The 19276-nt window shown below is 63.2% G+C and carries 15 protein-coding genes and 1 riboswitch; of the genes, 8 read left to right on the forward strand and 7 right to left on the reverse strand.

All coding sequences use genetic code 11. The annotated features are described in order from the left end of the window. Positions 1-2: 2 nt before the first annotated feature. Positions 3-1451 (reverse strand): DUF2868 domain-containing protein, encoded by a 1449-nt coding sequence (locus tag DFO48_RS12740; protein ID WP_114863629.1) that lies wholly within the window; start codon positions 1449-1451, stop codon positions 3-5. Positions 1452-1637: 186 nt separating this feature from the next. Between DFO48_RS12740 and trpB the strand changes: the two genes are divergently transcribed. Together trpB and DFO48_RS12750 are read left to right on the forward strand one after the other, a co-directional pair. Then, positions 1638-2840, forward strand: coding sequence for a tryptophan synthase subunit beta (trpB, locus tag DFO48_RS12745; RefSeq protein WP_114863630.1), 1203 nt, complete (start codon positions 1638-1640; stop codon positions 2838-2840). Between the two features lie 120 nt (positions 2841-2960). Further along, positions 2961-4337, forward strand: a complete 1377-nt coding sequence (locus tag DFO48_RS12750; protein WP_370449576.1) for a glycerophosphodiester phosphodiesterase family protein — start codon at positions 2961-2963, stop codon at positions 4335-4337. 104 nt (positions 4338-4441) lie between these two features. On the opposite strand, the gene DFO48_RS12755 is transcribed toward DFO48_RS12750, so the two are convergent. Then, complete coding sequence (locus tag DFO48_RS12755; RefSeq protein ID WP_114863631.1) at positions 4442-4762, reverse strand: hypothetical protein; 321 nt, start codon at positions 4760-4762, stop codon at positions 4442-4444. A gap of 26 nt (positions 4763-4788) precedes the next feature. Continuing rightward, on the reverse strand, positions 4789-6021 hold the full coding sequence (locus DFO48_RS12760; RefSeq protein ID WP_114863833.1) for an ammonium transporter: 1233 nt from the start codon (positions 6019-6021) through the stop codon (positions 4789-4791). Between the two features lie 208 nt (positions 6022-6229). Here DFO48_RS12760 and cls point away from each other — a divergent pair, with 208 nt between their 5' ends. The 3 genes from cls to DFO48_RS12775 all read left to right on the forward strand — a co-directional run bounded on the left by cls (position 6230) and on the right by DFO48_RS12775 (position 9967). Next, entirely contained in the window at positions 6230-7675 is a 1446-nt protein-coding gene (gene cls, locus DFO48_RS12765; RefSeq protein WP_114863632.1) for a cardiolipin synthase, read from the forward strand. 247 nt (positions 7676-7922) lie between these two features. Continuing rightward, positions 7923-9266: a C4-dicarboxylate transporter DctA gene (locus DFO48_RS12770; protein WP_114863633.1), complete on the forward strand. Its 1344-nt coding sequence runs from the start codon at positions 7923-7925 to the stop codon at positions 9264-9266. Between the two features lie 8 nt (positions 9267-9274). Further along, positions 9275-9967 (forward strand): GntR family transcriptional regulator, encoded by a 693-nt coding sequence (locus DFO48_RS12775; protein WP_114863634.1) that lies wholly within the window; start codon positions 9275-9277, stop codon positions 9965-9967. Positions 9968-10043: 76 nt separating this feature from the next. On the opposite strand, the gene metH is transcribed toward DFO48_RS12775, so the two are convergent. Further along, a complete protein-coding gene (gene metH, locus DFO48_RS12780; protein WP_199406996.1) occupies positions 10044-12803 on the reverse strand; it encodes a methionine synthase in 2760 nt (919 codons plus the stop codon). A gap of 36 nt (positions 12804-12839) precedes the next feature. Further along, positions 12840-12949, reverse strand: a riboswitch (S-adenosyl-L-homocysteine riboswitch). 420 nt (positions 12950-13369) lie between these two features. Here metH and gltS point away from each other — a divergent pair. Then, positions 13370-14608: a sodium/glutamate symporter gene (gene gltS, locus DFO48_RS12785; protein WP_003071894.1), complete on the forward strand. Its 1239-nt coding sequence runs from the start codon at positions 13370-13372 to the stop codon at positions 14606-14608. A 104-nt stretch (positions 14609-14712) separates the two neighbouring features. Here the strand turns inward: gltS and DFO48_RS12790 are convergent, their stop codons facing one another. Then, a complete protein-coding gene (locus DFO48_RS12790) occupies positions 14713-15216 on the reverse strand; it encodes a PACE efflux transporter (protein WP_114863636.1) in 504 nt (167 codons plus the stop codon). A 93-nt stretch (positions 15217-15309) separates the two neighbouring features. Here DFO48_RS12790 and DFO48_RS12795 point away from each other — a divergent pair, with 93 nt between their 5' ends. Further along, positions 15310-16221, forward strand: coding sequence for a LysR family transcriptional regulator (locus DFO48_RS12795; RefSeq protein WP_114863637.1), 912 nt, complete (start codon positions 15310-15312; stop codon positions 16219-16221). A gap of 393 nt (positions 16222-16614) precedes the next feature. Beyond that, a complete protein-coding gene (locus DFO48_RS12800; protein WP_114863834.1) occupies positions 16615-17466 on the forward strand; it encodes a PPK2 family polyphosphate kinase in 852 nt (283 codons plus the stop codon). A gap of 16 nt (positions 17467-17482) precedes the next feature. Here the strand turns inward: DFO48_RS12800 and DFO48_RS12805 are convergent, their stop codons facing one another. Both DFO48_RS12805 and DFO48_RS12810 read right to left on the reverse strand, forming a co-directional pair. After that, positions 17483-18004: a nuclear transport factor 2 family protein gene (locus DFO48_RS12805; protein WP_114863638.1), complete on the reverse strand. Its 522-nt coding sequence runs from the start codon at positions 18002-18004 to the stop codon at positions 17483-17485. Positions 18005-18203: 199 nt separating this feature from the next. Continuing rightward, positions 18204-19127 (reverse strand): fumarylacetoacetate hydrolase family protein, encoded by a 924-nt coding sequence (locus tag DFO48_RS12810; protein WP_114863639.1) that lies wholly within the window; start codon positions 19125-19127, stop codon positions 18204-18206. Positions 19128-19276 lie beyond the last annotated feature (149 nt).

Here is a 19276-nt window from a genome sequence, read left to right on the forward strand (position 1 = left end):
CATCACACTCCTGCGCCGGGCACCAGGGTCGCGTTCAGGCCCGCGCTGCGCACGAATTCCCGCCACAGCTGCTCGCGCTCCTGCACTCGCGCCGGGGCACCGCTGTTGCGCGCACGAAAATCCGCCGCCCATAGCCACACATCGGTCTGCGCGCCCCAGCGGTTCAATACCTGCGCCAGCAGCACGCCATGAATTTCCGCCTCGGGCGTGGCAGCCAGATTGAGCAGCAGCACCTGCTGTGCGTCAACAGCCGAAGCGTCCGGCAAGGGCGATCCATAGGCCAGCACAGGCAGCAGCTCAAGCTGCGCACCAGCGCCGTAGCTCTGCGCCACATGGCTGCGCAGGGCGGCTTCGCGCTCGGGCGTGATGTCCAGGCTGTAGGGCTGCACCAGCAGCGCCGTTGCGCGTCCCGCCCAGTCACGCTGCAGCTTCTGGAAATAAGGCTGCTGCAGCGGCAAGGCCAGATGCTGGCTCAACCACCAGACCCTGGCACCCTGCCACAGCGCCAGCAACAGGCGCGGCGCCACCACCATCAATCCCAGCAGCCAGCTGTAGAGCTGCACCCAGAGCGGCCCCGCATCTGCGGCATCACCGGCCGACCAGCCCTGCAGCGTCTGGATCTGCGCCAGACTCCACGGCTCCAGGCCCAGCAGATGCTGCACCGGTGCAAACAGCAGGTTCAGACAGGCCTGCACGGCAGACGGCGAGAGAAAAGTACTCTCCCAGCCCACTTGATAAGCCTTGGTCAGGCCAGTCAGCCATAGCGATGCCAGCGCTCCCAGCGCCAGCATGGCAGCCCCCAGATGCAGACACACAAGCCATTGCGCATGGCGCGCCCGCTGGTTGATCTGCCACCAGTTACGCTCGAAGTTCAGCGCCATCTTGCGCAGCCCCGTGCCGCGCGAAACACTCCACCTCCTGGTCTGCAGCTTTTGCAGCCAGCCGCCGGGGGCTGCCACGGGCCGATGGGGCACAGCGTCCTGACCTGGCTCAGGCTCCAGCGGCGCAATCACCGTCTTCTTGCGCCGCACCAGACTGCGCAGCCAGGACAGCAGCAACAGCACATAGACCAGCAGATTCCACAGCACGATGCCGATCAGGGAGGCAGAGAGCAGGTCCACACGGTGCGGGTCTGTGATCGCATGACCCGCAAAGCCCAGCGCAAATGCCGCAGCCATCACGGCCAGCACCATCCAGCGCGAAATGCCGGCGTGCTGCCGGGCCATCGCGCGTATGTCGGCAGGCAGCTGCGCTGCAGCAATCACGCGTTGTGCCCGCTCCTGCAGAAAACTCTCGAACGCTGCACGGCCTCCACCCTTGGTCTTGCCCAGGGCATGCAGACACTCCTGCGTGATGGCAGTGCAGCGCTCGGCCGTTGGCAGCGCCTCGTGAGGAGCTGCAGTTTCCAGAGCATGGGCAAAGACAATATCGCGGGCTGAGCTGGCTTTCATGTTGCTATTGTGTTTCAGAGCAAGAGAGGGCGCCGCAAATATCAAAACAATAGCTGTCAGCACATTCTTCCTGGGGGCTGCAGGCATTTCTCACGACTCTTCCATCCGGACTTGCCTGCAAACGCCTTGAGCCCGCCGTGTGCTATGAATGCAGCTTCGCTGCACCACACACCAAGGAGACAAGCCATGACCCAGAACCCCCAGGCCATGCCCGATGCGCAAGGCTTCTTCGGCCCCTATGGCGGCCAGCTCGTGCCGCCAGAGCTCAAGCAATGCATGGACGAGATCGCTGCAGCCTATGAAGAGATCGTCAAACGCCAGGATTTCCAGGACGAGCTGGCCGCACTGTTTGCCGACTATGTAGGCCGACCCAGCCCCATCTTTCACGCCAGGCGCCTGTCCGATCAACTGGGCGGCGCGCAGATCCATCTCAAGCGCGAAGATCTGAATCACACGGGAGCGCACAAGATCAACCACTGCCTGGGCGAGGCGCTGCTGGCCAAGTTCATGGGCAAGAAAAAAGTCATTGCAGAGACCGGCGCCGGCCAGCATGGCGTGGCCCTGGCCACGGCCTGTGCACTGGTGGGCATTCCCTGCGAGATTCACATGGGCCAGGTGGATATCGAGAAGGAACATCCCAACGTCACCAAGATGCGCATTCTGGGCTGCAATCTGGTGCCCGTCACGCGCGGCGCGGCCACTCTGAAGGAGGCCGTGGACAGCGCCTTCGAGGTCTATCTGCAAGACCCCGTCAACACCATTTACGCCATTGGCTCGGTGGTCGGCCCCCACCCCTTTCCCATGATGGTGCGGGACTTCCAGTCCATCGTCGGTCGCGAGGCACGCGAGCAGTTCCAGACGCGGCACGGCAAGCTGCCCGACCATGTGGCGGCCTGCGTGGGCGGAGGCAGCAATGCCATGGGCATCTTCACGGCCTTCCTGGGTGATGCGTCCGTGCATCTGGTGGGCGTGGAGCCTGCCGGTGAGGGCGTGGACAAGCCCGGCCGCCATGCCGCCACGCTGTCGGTTGGCAAGCCCGGCGAGATTCACGGCATGAAGTGCTATGTGCTGGAGAACGCCGACGGCACGCCGGCCGCCGTGCACAGCATTGCCTCGGGCCTGGACTACCCCGGCGTGGGCCCACAGCACAGCTATCTCAAGGACATAGGGCGCGTGGACTACCAGTCCGTGGACGACAAGGAATGCCTGAATGCCTTCATGACGCTGTCGCGTGTGGAGGGCATCATCCCGGCTCTGGAAAGTGCGCACGCCGTGGCCTGGGCCATGCGAGAAGCTCCCAAGCTCGGCAAGGACCAGCATATTCTGGTCAATCTCTCGGGACGCGGCGACAAGGATGCCGATTACGTCGCCAAAAAGCTGGGGCTGTAACAGCCGCATCCCGCACAGGGCAGCCACCCCGCAGCCCTGTGTTTCGGTGCGTGAACACGCGCCTAGGGCACGGTCACACAACCGTCATCAACAACCGCAAGCATGAGGCGACCTCCATCCATGCCTGAAACCATGTCCCATACCCTCCATCCCGTCTTTGCTCTGACCTTGCTTGCCGCCCTTGCCCTGAGCGCCTGTGGCGGTGGAGACGGCCCGACGCCGGCACCTGCGCCGCAGTTTCTGACGCTTGACGGCAAGCAGCCCCAGGTCATCGCTCACCGCGGCTATTCGGGCCTGTACCCCGAGCAGACACAGATGGCGTATGAGAAAGCCATCGATGCCGGTGCCGACATGATCGAGCTGGACATGCACCTGAGCCGAGACTGCCAGCTGGTGGCACGCCACAACGCCTGGCTCAGCGACAGCACCAATATCGCCGAGGTCGCCAAGATCAATTCCTATGTGGCGGGCCGCAAGCGCAACACGCCCGGCGTGCTGGTCAACGTGAAGTACCCGGCCATTGCTGCCAACGGCCCCGCGCAGTACCTGAGCGACCGCATCGATCCGAACAATCAGAAGTCGGTGCTGCAGGCTCTGGTGGTCGATGGCGAGGACCACACCGGCGACTGGTCCATCTCCGACTTCACCCTGCACGAGCTGCGCACACTGTTTGGCGGCACCACGCTGGACAACCGCGCCGATCGCCCCAGCGAATGGAATGGCAAGCTGCCACTGATCAGCGCACAGGATGTGATCGATATCGCACTCGCCAAGGGCAAGGCGGCAGGCCGCACGATTGCCGTCTACGCCGAGACCAAGAATCCTTACTGGAACAACCAGCAGGCCATTGCCAACAGCTGCGGAACGGGTGACCACCCCTTCGAAGACGCCGTGATGGCGCTGCTGGACAGGAACAGTCTCAACCGCAAGGAAGCGCCCATCTATATCCAGAGCTTCGACCCCGACAGTCTGAAGTATCTGCGCAAGGCGGGCATGCGGGCCAAGGGGGTGCAGCTGATCGATGGCAACGACTACAACTTCAAGGATGGCTCCGTAGGCTATATCACCGCCGACGAATGGACCTTCATCAGCGGCCGCCCCTATAGCTGGACTCTGGCCGGCGATGCGCGCACCTTCGCGGTCATGCAGACACCGGCAGGCCTGGCCGAGATCAAGACCTATGCCGACGGCATCGGCCCCTGGAAACCCCAGGTGCTGGCCCATTCCGTCGTTCCCTACAAGGACGGCGCAGGCCTCAAGGACGTCAACACGCTCAAGGACACCGGCCTGATCGCCAATGCGCACAAGGCCGGCCTGGTGGTGCACAGCTTTACCTTCCGCAGCGAGGCCAGCCGGCTCGCGGGCATCTTCAAGGGCGACCCGCTGCAGGAATATCTGGCTTACTACCGTCTGGGCATTGACGGCGTGTTCACCGACTTCACGGCCGATGGCGTGAAGGCCCGCGATGCCTATATTGCCGAGTTGAAAAAGCAATAGGCCAGGCTTGTTGCCGGCACAGCCTGCTTCAGCGTGCTGCAGCGGATCACAGGCATTGAGACCCGTGGCGCCAAGCCGTACCGTCCTCAGATCCGGCTTGTGCCTCAGCGCAGCCCGCCGATATAACGTGCCGAGGTGCGCAGTATCTCGGCGGCCTTGGTGGTGACGGAGCTATCGCTCTGCGTGGTCTCGGCAGGCGCTGCATGCCGGGGCTTGTCGCCGCTCCAGCTGTCCTGCAGACGCCGGGCCAGACGCGCCAGCTCCTCGTCCTGTTGCTCCCGCGCATGCTCCAGCGCAAAAGCCACCATGGCCTGTGCATAGGCCTGGTTGCAGGCCATCCATTCGGTATCGGTCACCCGGCCGGTCTTGCGGCGCAACACCACATGCAGATGTGCGGCCACCGCCACTCGCTCGCTGTCCTCCATACACCGCTCCTGTCTTTGATGGATCACTAGTGCTGACGCTCCAGATGCAGGCTGATATCCAGGCCTTCCATTTCCTGCACGGCATCCACCCGCAACGGCATCAGCAGACGGATCAGCACCAGCACCCCGGCCGTGGCTGCGCCGCTGTAGGCAACCACCGCTGCCACCGCAATCAGCTGATTCAGCACCGTGGCGCCTGTGCCCGCGATCAGCGGGTCGGCAAACACTGCCGTGAGGATGGAGCCTGCAATGCCGCCCACACCGTGCACGCCAAAGACATCGAGCGAGTCGTCGGCCCCCAGCCTGCGCTTGAGCCAGGTTGCGCCCCAGAAGCAGACAGTGCCCGCAATCAGACCTATCCACACTGCACTGCCCACCTGCACAAAACCGGCTGCAGGAGTGATGGCGACCAGTCCGCCCACCATGCCCGAGAGCAGGCCCAGCAGGGTCGGAGCGCCGCGCACCAGCCACTCCACCACCATCCATGCGAGCCCCGCGGCCGAGGCCGCTACCAGCGTGACCACAAAGGCCAGCGCTGCACGCCCGTCCGCGGACAGCGCCGATCCGGCGTTGAAGCCGAACCATCCGAACAGCAGCAGCGCCGTGCCCATGGCCGTCCAGCCCAGGCTGTGCGGCTCGAAAGGCTCGGTGCCATAGCCACGCCTGCGCCCCATCATGAAGGCACAGACCAGCGCCGCCACACCCGCGTTCACATGCACCACGGCACCGCCGGCAAAGTCCAGTGCGCCCAGCTGGTTCAGCCAGCCGCCGCTCTCCCACACCCAGTGCGCCACCGGTGCATAGACCAGAACGCTCCACAGCGCAGCAAACACCAGCAGGGCCGCAAAGCGCATGCGCTCGACCACGGCCCCCACGATCAGTGAGGTCGTGATGATGGCGAATGCGGCCTGGAACAGGGCATAGGCCGCTTCGGGCAGATGCGGCGCCAGATGACTGACCGAGATCACGCTGCGCCGACCATCAAAGTGCAATGAGGCAAACCAGGCGCGCCCCAGATTGCCGAGCCAGGGAGAATCGGCGGTGAATGCGAGCGAGTAGCCCAGACCGAACCAGGTCAGAGTCACCACACAGGCCACCGCGAACACGGCCACCATGGTGTTGACCACATTCTTGCGACGCACCAGCCCCGCATAGAACAGGGCGATGCCCGGCAAGGTCATCAGCAAGACCAGCGCCGACGCAACCATGACCCAACCGGTATCTGCCTTGTCGATGGCAGTCAATGGCACCATTTCCATGCACTCCCCCCTGCTTGTTTGCTTTGACAAAAAAGGAAGCAGGTTCCATGCCAGTGCCATGCCGGTCTTCTGTCGCTGCACTGCTGATAGCAGGCTGCGCTTGCTGATCAATGAGTTCAAGCTCGCAGCATATGAATCAGGGCTTGCAGCTTGTGCTTGGGGCAGAGCCCGCTATGCTCGACAAGGTCCATCGTTGCTGCACTGATTCATGACCTGGCTGCTGCTGACTCTTCATGTATTGCTGATCACCGGCTTCGGCCTGCGCATCCTGCTGCGCCGGGACATGCGGCCCGACGTGCGACTGGCCTGGCTCATGGTCATCGTGCTGCTGCCCTATGTGAGCTGCCTGCTGTACTACCTGTTTGGCGAGGTAGCCCTGGGCCGCGTACCAGGCCGCAGAAGACTCAATGTGCGCGAGTTCTGCCAGCCCCGCAGCGGCGCCGCGACCGATGCCGACCGCAGCCCGCAGGCACTGCCTGCCATGGCCGATCAATGGCTGCCGGCCTTTCGCTATGCCTCGTCCATCAACGGCTTTGTGCCGCTGCCCGGCCACAGGGCCGAGTTGATGCGCGATGGTGCACATGCCCGTTCGCAGATGCTGGCCGACATGGATGCCGCGCGCCACGAGATCAACGTGCTCTACTACATCTGGCTGGACGACAGCACCGGCACCGATGTGGCCCATGCCCTGATGCGTGCCGCGCAGCGCGGCGTGACCTGCCGTGCCATGGTCGACGGACTGGGATCGCGCGCACTGACGCGCTCGCCACTGTGGCAACAGATGCGGCAGGCCGGCGTGCATCTGGCGATTGCCCTGCCCATCAGCAATCTGCTCAAGGTCATGCTGACCAGCCGCATCGACCTGCGCAACCACCGCAAGATCACGCTCATAGACGGCAGGATCAACTATTGCGGCAGCCAGAACTGCGCCGACGAAGGCTTTCACATCAAGGCTCGCTATGCCCCGTGGGTGGACATCATGCTGCGCCTGCAGGGCCCCGTGGTCACGCAGATGCAACAAGCCTTTGCCAGCGACTGGGCGCAGTCCGATGCGAGCTTTGCCCCACCGGCAATAGAGGCCGAAGCCGGCGCTGCCGCTGACGGCGGCTTCCATGCCGTTGCGATTGCCGAAGGGCCGACGGAAAGAGCACGCTCTACACCCCAGCTGGTTGCCAGCCTGCTGGCCTGTGCGCAGCGCGAGGTCGTGATCTCCACCCCCTACTTCGTACCCGACAGCACGGTGCTTGATGCCTTGTGCGCCGCCGCGCTGCGCCAGGTTCAGGTCACGCTGATCCTGCCCGCCCGCAATGACTCATGGATCGTCGGCGCCGTCAGCCGCAGCCACTACTGGCGGCTGCTGAGCGCGGGCGTTCATATCCACGAATTCCGACCGGGCCTGCTGCATGCCAAGACCCTGTGTCTGGACGGCTCGGTCAGCCTGATCGGCTCCACGAATCTGGATCTGCGCAGCTTCGACCTGAACTTCGAGAACAATGTGCTGCTGCACGACAAAGCCATCACCGAGGCCATCCGTCAGCGCCAGCAAAGCTATCTGCGCGAGTCCGATGCCGTGACGCTGGAGCAGGTACGTTCCACTCGCTGGTGGAAGCGCATCTGGGACAACCTGCTGGGAGCCCTGAGCCCTCTGCTGTAGACCCTGGTGCCCAAGCTTTGGGCATGCTCACCGCCCGCGCACCACACGCGTGCATACAGGCTGCCGATCTCGCACCAGGACGGACAGCCGCCCCGATTTCATGCATGAAAGTCAGGGCTGACCCTCTTGGAAATTACGGAAATCTGCAGGAATACCCTCTGCTGGCACGCCTTTCGCTTGCCTACATTCTTGTATGCAAGTTGCAGTCAACTTGCATACAAGATTCCACAACTTGCGAAAGACGACTATGCGCCGCTTTGTCAGATCACTGTTCGGACAGGTGGTGATCGCACTCATACTGGGTGTGCTCGCCGGACTACTGGCCCCTGAATGGGCCGTGAAACTCAAACCCCTGGGTGATGGCTTCATCAAGCTCATCAAGATGATCATCCCCATACTGGTGTTCTGCGTGGTCGTGCACGGCATTGCCGGCGCGGGCGACCTCAAGCGCGTCGGTCGCGTGGGCGTCAAGGCCCTGATCTATTTCGAGGTGCTGACCACCATCGCCCTGGGCATGGGCCTGGTGCTGGCCTTTGTCTTCGAGCCCGGCGTGGGCATGAACGTGGACACCAGCAAGCTCGACGCCTCGGCCATGGCGGCCTACGCCAGCAATGCCGACAAGCTGACCAGCGGCGGCACGGTGGATTTCCTGATGAAGCTCATTCCCACCACCGTGGTGGAAGCCTTCGCCAAGGGAGACGTCCTGCAGGTGTTGCTGTTCGCCGTGCTGTTCGGCTGCGCGCTGACCATGCTGGGCGAGCGCGGCAAGCCCGTTTCCGAGCTGGTGGACACCTTGTCCATGGCCCTGTTCAAGGTCATGGGCATCATCATCAAGCTGGCACCGCTTGGCGTGCTGGGCGCCATCTCCTTCACCGTGGGCCAGTACGGCATAGGCTCGCTCAAGCAGCTGGGCATGCTGGTGGCGCTGTTCTACGTCTCGGTACTGCTCTTCGTGTTCGTGGTGCTGGGCCTGGTGATGCGCCTGTCGGGCTTCAGCCTGATCAAGCTGCTGCGCTATCTGCGTGAGGAACTGACCATCGTCTTCGCGACCACCTCCTCCGACAGCGTGCTGCCCCAGATCATGGCCAAGCTGCGCAATATGGGCGTGCGTGACTCCACCGTGGGCCTGGTGATTCCCACCGGCTACTCGTTCAACCTGGACGCGTTCTCCATCTACATCACACTGGCAGCGGTCTTCATCGCCCAGGCCACCAACACCCCGATCAGCATGTCCGACCTGCTGACCATTCTGGCCATCGCACTGGTGACCTCCAAGGGCGCGCACGGCGTACCGGGCTCGGCCATCGTGGTGCTGGCCGCCACCCTGCATGCCATTCCCGCCATCCCTGCGATCGGCCTGGTGCTGGTGCTGTCGGTGGACTGGTTCATGGGCATTGCACGCGCTCTGGGCAATCTGATCGGCAACTGCGTGGCCACTGTGGCCATCGCCGCCTGGGAAGGCGACATCGACCGCGAACGTGCCCATGCGGTACTTGACGGCAAGGCCGAGCCACTGACCGAAGCAGAAGAAGACCATGCATCTGCTATCGTGCCGCCTGTCGTAGTCCCCATCCCTCAGTCCAGCCATTAAAGCCAGCAATGACTCCTGCCTCTCCACAACACATCGCGGAACGCGTCGTCGAAGCCATCCTGGCCCAGAAGCTGGCACCTGGCGAACGGTTGGGAGAGCAGGAGCTGGCCAACAATTTCGACGTCAGCCGCACCGTGGTGCGAGAAGCACTGATGCAGCTGCAGGCGCGCGGCTTTGTCCAGGTCCAGGCCCGCAGGGGCTGGTATGTGGTCCAGCCCTCGGCTGCCGAGGCCATGGACGCATTCTCTGCCCGGCGGATCATCGAGACCGGCATATTGCAGGAAGCCGGCAAGCCGCTGCAGCGCGTCATCACCAGGCTGCGCCGCCATATCGCCCAGGAGCAGAAAGCCATTGCCGGGGCGGACAGCGCCACGCGTTCCTTCCTGCTTGCGGATTTCCATGTCTGCCTGGCCGAGCAGATGGGTCACCGGCTGCTGGCCGACACGCTGCGTGATCTGACGGCACGCACCACCCTGGCTGCCACGCTCTATCAGTCCACGCACAGCGCCAGCCAGTCCTGCGCCGAGCACGAACGCATCGTGGCCGCCCTGGAACGCGGCGACACCGAGGGTGCCAAGGCACTGCTGCTGGAACATATAGGCATGGTGGAGCGCTCGCTGGAAATCCGCGCGACCGAGACCGAGGAGCCCGGCGACCGGCTGCGTGCCACGCTCGCCCCCGTGCTCAAGCAGCGCCTCTGAGCGACGCACTCCAAACGAAAAAAGCCAGGGTAGCCCCTGGCTTTTTTCATTCACAGAACATGCCCGTGAAGCGATTTCAGCCCAGGTTCGGCGCCAGATAACGGCGCAGCTCCTCGATATCCATCGCACGTCGCTGGGCCATATCGGCGAGCTGGTCTTCGCCGATCTGGCCCACGTTGAAGTAGCTGGCCTCGGGATTGCCGATGTAGAAGCCGCTCACGCTGGATGCGGGGTTCATGGCCAGGCTCTCGGTCAGCGTCATGCCGATCTCATCGGCCTGCAGCGCCTTGAACAGGTCGATCTTGGCCGTGTGATCGGGGCAGGCAGGGTAGCCGGGCGCGGGGCGAATTCCCTTGTAGGCTTCCTTGATGAGTTCCTCGTTGCTCAGGTCCTCGTCTTCGGCATAGCCCCACAGATCCTTGCGCACGCGCTGGTGCAGGCATTCGGCAAAGGCTTCGGCCAGGCGGTCGGCCAGGGCCTTGAACATGATGCCGCTGTAGTCGTCCAGCGCGGCTTCGAATTCCTTGTCCTTCTTCTCGGCGCCGATGCCGGCAGTCACGGCAAACAGGCCGGCATAGTCGGCAATGCCCGACTCCTTGGCGGCCACAAAGTCGGCCAGGCAGCGGCTGGGGCGCATCACGGGCCGTCCATCCGGGCCGTCCACGGCCTGCTTCTCGGTCTGCTGGCGCATGCCGTACCAGGTGGTCAGCACCTGGCTGCGCGATTCGTCGGTGTAGAACACGATGTCGTCGCCCACGCGATTGGCCGGGAACAGGCCCATCACGCCATTGGCCTGCAGCCAGCGGCCGTCGATGATCTTCTGCAGCATGAGCTTGGCATCGGCGAGCACCTTGCGCGCCTCCACGCCCACGACCTCATCGTCAAGGATGGCCGGATAGGGACCCGCCAGATCCCAGGTCTGGAAGAACGGGCCCCAATCGATGTACTGGGCAATTTCGGCCAGGTCGAAGTTCTTGAAGACCCGGCGACCCAGGGTGCGCGGCACCACGGGAGCATGGTTCACCACAGCAGCATTGGCGCGGGCCTGCTCCAGCGCCCACAGCGGCGTCTTCTTCTTGTTGGCATGCTGGGTGCGCACCTTGTCGTAGTCGGCGCTCAGCTCGTCCAGATAGGCCTGCTTGCCGTCGCCCAGCAGGCTCTGCGCCACGCTGACCGAGCGCGAGGCGTCGGGCACATAGACCACGGGGCCGTCGTACTTGGGTGCAATCTTCACGGCCGTGTGCACGCGCGAGCAGGTCGCGCCGCCGATCAGCAGCGGAATCTTCTTGATGCGGAAGTAGTCGTCCTTGTCCATCTCGCCGGCCACATACTGCATCTCCTCGAGGCTGGGAGTGATCAGGCCCGACAGGCCGATGATGTCCGCGCCCTCGGCCTTGGCCCTGGCCAGGATCTCGTGGCAGGGCACCATCACGCCCATGTTGATGACCTCGAAGTTGTTGCACTGCAGGACCACGGTGACGATGTTCTTGCCGATGTCGTGCACGTCACCCTTGACAGTGGCAATGACAATCTTGCCCTTGCTGGTCACGTCCAGGCCCGCTGCTTCCTGCTGGCGCTTCTCTTCCTCGATATAGGGCACCAGGTGGGCCACGGCCTGCTTCATCACGCGCGCGGACTTGACCACCTGGGGCAGGAACATCTTGCCGGCGCCGAACAGGTCGCCGACGATATTCATGCCGTCCATGAGCGGGCCTTCGATCACGTGCAGCGGGCGGCCTCCGCCCTGCACCACGATCTGCTGGTAGGCCTCTTCGGTGTCTTCGGTGATGAAGTCGGTGATGCCGTGCACCAAGGCATGCGACAGACGCTCGCCCACGGTCTTCGGTGCCTCCGGCGTGCCGCGCCACTCGAGCTTCTTGCTGTCGTCCTTGGCCGCGCCCTTGGCGCTGTCGGCGATCTCCAGCAGACGCTCGGCCGCATCGGGACGGCGGTTGAGCACCACGTCCTCCACGCGTTCGCGCAGCTGGGGCTCCAGGTCGTCGTACACACCGACCATGCCGGCATTGACGATGCCCATGTCCATGCCTGCCCCGATCGCGTGATAGAGGAACACGGTGTGGATGGCCTCGCGCACGGGGTCGTTGCCGCGGAAGGAGAAGCTCACGTTGGAGACGCCGCCCGAGACCTTCGCTCCGGGCAGGTTCTGCTTGATCCAGCGCACGGCCTCGATGAAATCGACGCCGTAGTTGTTGTGCTCTTCGATGCCGGTGGCCACGGCAAAGATGTTGGGGTCGAAGATGATGTCCTCGGGCGGGAAGCCCACTTCGTCGACCAGAATGCGGTAGGCACGTTCGCAGATCTCGATCTTGCGCGCAAAGGTATCGGCCTGGCCTTTTTCGTCAAATGCCATCACCACGGCGGCCGCGCCATAGCGCTTGACCAGCTTGGCGTGCTTCTTGAACTCCTCGACGCCCTCCTTCATGGAGATCGAGTTGACGATGCCCTTGCCCTGCAGGCAGCGCAGGCCGGCTTCGATCACGTCCCACTTGGAGCTGTCCACCATCACCGGCACCTTGGCGATATCGGGCTCGGAGGCAATCAGATTCAGAAAGCGCACCATGGCGGCCTTGCTGTCCAGCATGGCCTCGTCCATGTTCACATCGATCACCTGGGCGCCGTTTTCCACCTGCTGACGCGCCACGGCCAGCGCTTCCTCGTACTGCTCATTCAGGATCAGGCGCGCAAAGGCCTTGGAGCCGGTGACGTTGGTGCGCTCGCCCACGTTGACGAACAGCGTCTCATCGCCGATGAAGACGGGCTCCAGGCCCGACAGGCGCATGGGAGGAATGGCAGTGGAAGGGGTAGCAACGGACATCAGCTCACCTGTGTGAAAACCAGAAACAGAATCGAAAACAGGTGAGCGCCGTTGGGAGTGCAGGCAGATCGCCAACCGGATCTGCGACCCCGAGCCTGACGGGTCAAACATCTCAGGGATGACCTGCTGCAGCGCTCCTCGGGGTGAAGCCCGTCATTCTACGGCGAGGGCGGGCAATCAGGGCTTCAAGGCGCTTTGCCCCGTGGCCGTGCAGGCACGGCTCTTTGTGAATGGCTATAGCAGATTGGACTTTCCACACCCCAAAAACAGGAGCAAGGCAAAAGGTAATTTCGCAAAACACGAATGCAGCCATCTCATTTCAAGCATATTCCTGACATGGTGCACATCCGCAAGGAATGGCGCGCACAGCTTTCCTGCTCTGAGGCAGCCCGGCACCGACGGGTCCGCTTGCCATGAGTGGACAAGCACCTACAGCCCCTATCTTTGAGTCTTTGGCACCATCGACAGCAAATGTCTGGTCCATGTGCTCAGCCATGTACCGCCGATTGCCAGCCATGACAGGGCAGGCCCTTCGGCCGTTGCATGGAACCACCCAGGAGATCTTCATGAACGTGACCTTCGGCGCGTACTACACCCTCATCATGGCCGTGCTTGTGCTCATGCTTGGCAAGCTCATGACAAGACATATCCGCTTTCTGCGCGACTTCAATATTCCCGAGCCTGTCTCCGGCGGCCTGGTCGTGGCGGCCATCATCTTCATGCTGCATCAGACCACGGGACTGGCGCTGAGCTTCGAGGGCAGTCTGCAGTCGGCTTTCATGCTGGTGTTCTTCTCGTCCATCGGCCTGAGTGCGAACTTCGCCAAGCTGCGTGAGGGCGGCTCGGCGCTGTTCATTTTCCTGGGTGTGATTGCCGTCTTCATCATGATGCAGAACATCGTGGGCGTAAGCCTGGCCACCGTGCTGGGACTGGATCCGCTGATCGGCCTGGTCGCAGGCTCCATCACGCTGGTGGGCGGCCACGGGACGGCAGGAGCCTGGGGCTCGGTGCTGGAAAACCAATACGGTCTCACCGGAGCCACCACCCTGGGCATTGCCTGCGCCACTTTCGGTCTGGTCATCGGCGGCCTGGTGGGCGGCCCGCTGGCCAAGCGGCTGATCACGCGCCACCAACTGGCCCAGCCGCTGACCGAGTCCGAGCAGCTGCGCGCCGATGCACCCACCGTGAGCGAAGGCAGCGAGGTCGCCAACTTCGAGTCGCCCAACAAGGCGCCGCGCCTGATCACGGCGGATGCGGCGGTGGAGACACTGGCCCTCTTCGCGGGCTGCCTGGCCTTTGCCGAATTCATGACCGGCCTGACCATGGGAACGGTCATCCAGCTGCCTACCTTTGTCTGGGCGCTGGGGGGCGGCGTGGTCATCCGCAACGTGCTGGACTATATGTTCGGCTTCAAGGTCTTTGACCGCGCCATCGACGTCTTCGGCAATGCCGCGCTGTCCATCTATCTGGCCATTGCGCTGCTGTCGCTCAAGCTGTGGGAGCTGACAGACCTGGCCGGCCCGCTGATGGTCATCCTGGCCGCACAAGCCATCGTCATGACGCTGTATGCGGCGTTCGTGACCTTCCGCATCATGGGCAAGAACTATGACGCCGCCGTGCTGGCCGCCGGCCACTGCGGCTTCGGCATGGGCGCCACACCCACGGCCGTTGCCAATATGCAGGCCATCACCAACCAGTACGGCCCGTCGCACAAGGCCTTTCTGATCGTGCCCCTGGTCGGCGCCTTCTTCATCGACATCATCAACGCCTTTGTGCTGCAGGCCATGCTCAGCATTCTTCGCTGACCGCTGCATAAGGCAAAAAAGCGTGTTCCCGGTAGACGGGAACACGCTTTTTTCATGGTTGCTTGCGCTTTCAGGGCAAGCGTCAGAGGCTTGTGCGGCTCAGATCATGCAGCCACGGCCTGGGCCGAAGCCGGCAGGCCGAAGATGCGGTCAAAGGCCCAGTTGAAGGCAAAGGTGTAGACCATGAAGAACACCAGCAGACCGGCTTCCATCACTGCAGCTTCCCACAATGAGATGCCGAACCACCAGGCCATCAGCGGGATCAGCATGGCGGCGATACCGCCTTCGAAACCGATGGCATGCACCACGCGGCGCATCAGGGAACGGCCCTTGACGCTCTGGCGCGATTCCCATTTTTCGAACAGGTGGTTGAAGCTCAGATTCCAGCAGATCGCGATCACCGAGGCAGCCACGGCCATGACGCCGGAATCGCCGGCCTTCTGGCCGATGGCCATGAAGATCAGGCTGGAGACGATGATGGCGATGGCTTCATACAGCCCCACGTAGAGGATGCGACGTTTGGGTCCTTGAAGGCCCTTGGCCTTGGCGGGGGTGGCAAAAGCGGCGGTATTTTTGAGAGAAACGGCAGAGGAAGAAGCGGATGCCATCGCTGAGGCTTGTTGAGACATGGGCTGCAGTGTATGTTCTGTAAATTGAAGATAAAAGTCAGTTCCTTTCAATTTTTCTAACAGATCGACACCATGCCTTTTAGCGCCGACCAGGTTCCGCTGTTTCTTGCCGTGCTCGATGCTGGCTCCTTTTCGGCGGCTGCACGCAAGCTGGGACGTGTGCCCTCGGCCGTCAGCATGGCCATTGCCCAGCTGGAGGCCGAGCTGGACCTGCAGCTGTTCGACCGCAGCGGACGCGAGCCCGTGCCCAGCGCCGCCGCCCGCGCGCTCGAGCCGCAGGCACGCCTGCTGGCCGAGCAGCTGCAGTTGCTGAACTGGCAGGCCCAGGCGCTGCATGCCGGGCTGGAAGAGCGGCTGACGCTGGCCATCGCCCCCGAATTGCTGGCCACGCACTGGAGCGAGCCGCTGAACCAGCTGGTGCATGAATTTCCGGCCCTGCCCATCGAGGTGCTCGCAGCGCCCCAGGTCGATGCGCTGGAGCTTTTGCATGCGGGCCGCGCCCATCTGGCCCTGGTGTTCGAGCGGCCCGCCATGGACGGGCGCGAGGGCTTCCAGGAAATGGGCCGCGAGACGCTGGTGGCCGTGATGTCGCCTCAGTTCGAGCCCTGGCAGCAGGCGCTAGCCGAGCATGAGCAGGGCCGCACCACACGGCCACAGCTCACGGTGGAGCAGTTGGCCGCCACGCGCCAGGTGCTGGTGGCCAGCCGCGACCCGCAGCAGACCGACCCGCGCTTTGTGTTTGCACGCCAGCTCTGGCGCACGGACAGCCACCAGGCAGCGCTTTCGCTGATAGGTGCAGGTCTGGCCTGGGGCTGGCTGCCCAAGGGCCTGGTGGAGTCGCATATCGGCAGCGGCGCGCTGATGGAGGTTCCCGTGCTCAACATCAGCAACGGCACGACCTTGTTCGTGGATTGGGTCTGGTCCAAGGAGCGTGCCCAGGGTCTGGCAGCCAGGCGCTTTGTGCAACTGCTGCGCGAGCGCTGAGCCTCCATGGACTTGCCTCCAACATCTGGCCTTGAAGCCAAAAACGCTTAAGGAGCAGAATGTACAAGCGCCAGCCGCTAGTCATTCCATAGCGAATCAATTTGCACTGCACAGGAGTTTCAATACATGCCCCGTCAGCCCGCCAAAGCCGCCCCCGCCACATCGCCTGCTGCGACCGCCGAACCAGACCGCCAGCCGACACGCAAACGCCTGCCGTTTCCGACCAGCGCATCGGTCAAAGCCGCCAAGACGGCCAAGTCATCTGCGCCGCAGCCAGCCACCATCACAAAACCTGCAGCCAAAACCTTGAGCAAGGCTGCAGCGAAGGCACCGGAACAGCCTGCGCCCTCCGCTGCCGCCCATGTCTACCCCTTCGAGACCAAGGACAAGGCGCTGCGCAGGCTATGGCAGCCCTGGCAACCGGGCCAGCCACGCGACAGTCGTGCGACCACCGGGCACCCTCGGCCCACAGTGGATCTGCAGAAGTTCGACCCGACCGCCAAGCCCTTCTCCTCCAGCAAGGGCAAGCAATATGACAAGGACAGCGTGAGTCAGCTGGCCGAGGCACTGGACGGGCTGCAGAACATCTTCTATGCCGACCGGCGTTTCAAGCTGCTGGTCATCCTTCAGGGCATGGATGCCGCAGGCAAGGACGGCACGCTGCGTGCGGTCTTCGGCCGCATGTCGCCGCTGGGTGTGCGCACCGTGGGCTGGAAGGCGCCCACCGAAACCGAGAAAGCGCATGACTATCTATGGCGCATTCACCAGCAGATGCCGGGTGCGGGCGAGATCGTGCTCTTCAACCGCAGCCAGTACGAGGATGTGCTGGTGCCCGTGGTCAACGGCTGGCTCACCCCCGAGCAGCAGACCCAGCGCTATGCGCAGATCAACGACTTCGAGCGCATGCTCAGCGAGACGGGCACGGTCATCGTCAAGTTCATGCTGCATATCGGCAAGGACGAGCAGCGCCAACGCCTGCAAGAGCGTCTGGACGACCCGTGCAAGCACTGGAAGTTCGACGAGAACGACCTCAAGGTGCGCGCCCAGTGGGACGACTACCAGCAGGCCTACGGCCAGTTGCTGGGCGCCACGCACACGCCCTGGGCGCCCTGGACCATCGTGCCCGCCGACTCCAAGACCCACCGCAATCTGATGATCGCCACCGTGCTGCGCGAGGTGCTGACCAATCTGGAGCTGCGCTACCCACCGGGCGTGCCAGCGCTGGACAAGATCAAGGTGAAGTAAGACTTCAGTACTTCATTCAAGCAGGCTGCGCTGCCGACAAGCTGGACAGAGCCGCCTGCTGGTACACGTCGTAATGCTCGGTAGTCTGGCCGCTAACGGCTTTTTCCAGCCTGTGCTTCATCAACCAGCGGCCATGGACACGCTGATAGCTCACGTCGTAATAGCCAACCACCGTGCGCTGGCCAAAGTATTGGGCTGAGGTGTTGAACAGACCCTGCCACTGAAAATGTACACGGCCTTGCGCGGTATCGCCCTCAATTTGCAGACGCGGCAAATGCATGAAATGCAGGCCTTTGTAGAAGGCATCGACCTGGGTGCAGAAAGCCACCAGCTCTTGCCGCCCCTTATGCACCAGTCTTGGACCGGCGCCCACAGCGGCTAGGTCAAACACTCCGTCTTCCGTAAACACTGCGGCCCAGCCCGCGGCGTCACCCGCATCCCAGGCTCGCGCATATTCGGCTTCCAGATCCATGATGGCCAGGCGCGCCTCGGCCTGCTCCAGTCTGGACAGCACTGCTGCCATGTTGGTATCACTCACTTTTTTGAACTCCCTCTACGTGGACAAACGCTGCTCAAGCGCCTGATTGGAGAGTTCTTTGCCCGGTTCACGCCCCCGGAATTTCCTGCTTTTCAAAACCGGGGCTTGTTCACAGTATGGCGCTGAAAATTTAAATGAAATTGGCCTAAAGCCCATTATTGATATAAGTATGCAGCTATCAAATCAGGACTTCACATCCTCAGAACTGCCAGGCCAGCTCGCCCAATCCTTCAAAACGGATCGCAAAACGATCGCCCTGCGCCAACGGCATGCAGCCGCACCAGGTTCCTGTGGTCACCACGGTGCCGGCAGGCACGCTGCCGTATTCGCGTGTCACATGCTGCAGCCAGTCCACCAGCAGCCAGGCCGGATCGCCCAGGCTGTGCGTGCCGGTAAAGCGCTGCGGCGGACCACCGTTCACAGCCACCGTGCACAGCTGCCGCGCCCAGTCGCGGCCGGCGATGACGGACGCGCTCTGCCACTCGCCCAGCGCCAGTCCACCATGGCATTGGCCGTCGGCCAGCAAGGCCAGGGCCGGGGCCTTGAGTCCGTCGCGCCAGCGCACGTCCACCCATTCCACGGCCACGCAGGCGGCATCCACCAGCGCCAGCGCGCTGTCGTAATCGAGGACTGCGGCCTGCTCGGCGCTCACATCCCGGCCTATTCGCAGGGCGATCTCGGCCTCGGCACAGCGCAGATTGAAGACGGTGTCGGGCGCCGGCACCGGGTTCAATCCCTGGCAAATGCCGTCCTCGGGCAGCGGCACATGCAGCAGCGCGGCGTTGCGGCCCGGGCCGCCGGACTTCCAGTAACGCGGCGCGCGATCGGCGGGCCACCAGTTCCAGGTGCGCGCCAGCGCGCTTTGCACGGCACGGGCATCGGCGGCATCGCGCATCAGCGCTGCCACGTCAGCACCCAGAGCCTGGGCCGTGCCCAGTTTGCGCGACCACCACAGCGCATCGGCCGTGGCATAGCTATCCTCGGGCAATTCGGGCCACAACGTCTTCCAGTCGGGCAGCACCTCATCCTGCGTCTGCAGCTCGGGAGCCAGCCCAATGGGCGGGGTATTGGCAAACGGTGCCGGGCCGCACCAGCCGCTTTTGCAATCATTGTTTTCAGACATGACGGCAATGATGGCAAATTTCCGGTCTCCATGTCACCAATTCAGTGCTTGGCCCACATCCAGAGCGGCTTTCAGATGGTTATGCACAAAATGCATAGCATCTCAAACAAGAAGCCTTGGACAGGAAAATTCGGCGCGCGCACACTGTG

The sequence above is a fragment of the Comamonas sp. AG1104 genome, from assembly GCF_003350425.1.
GTDB classification, from domain to species: Bacteria; Pseudomonadota; Gammaproteobacteria; order Burkholderiales; family Burkholderiaceae_C; genus Comamonas; species Comamonas testosteroni.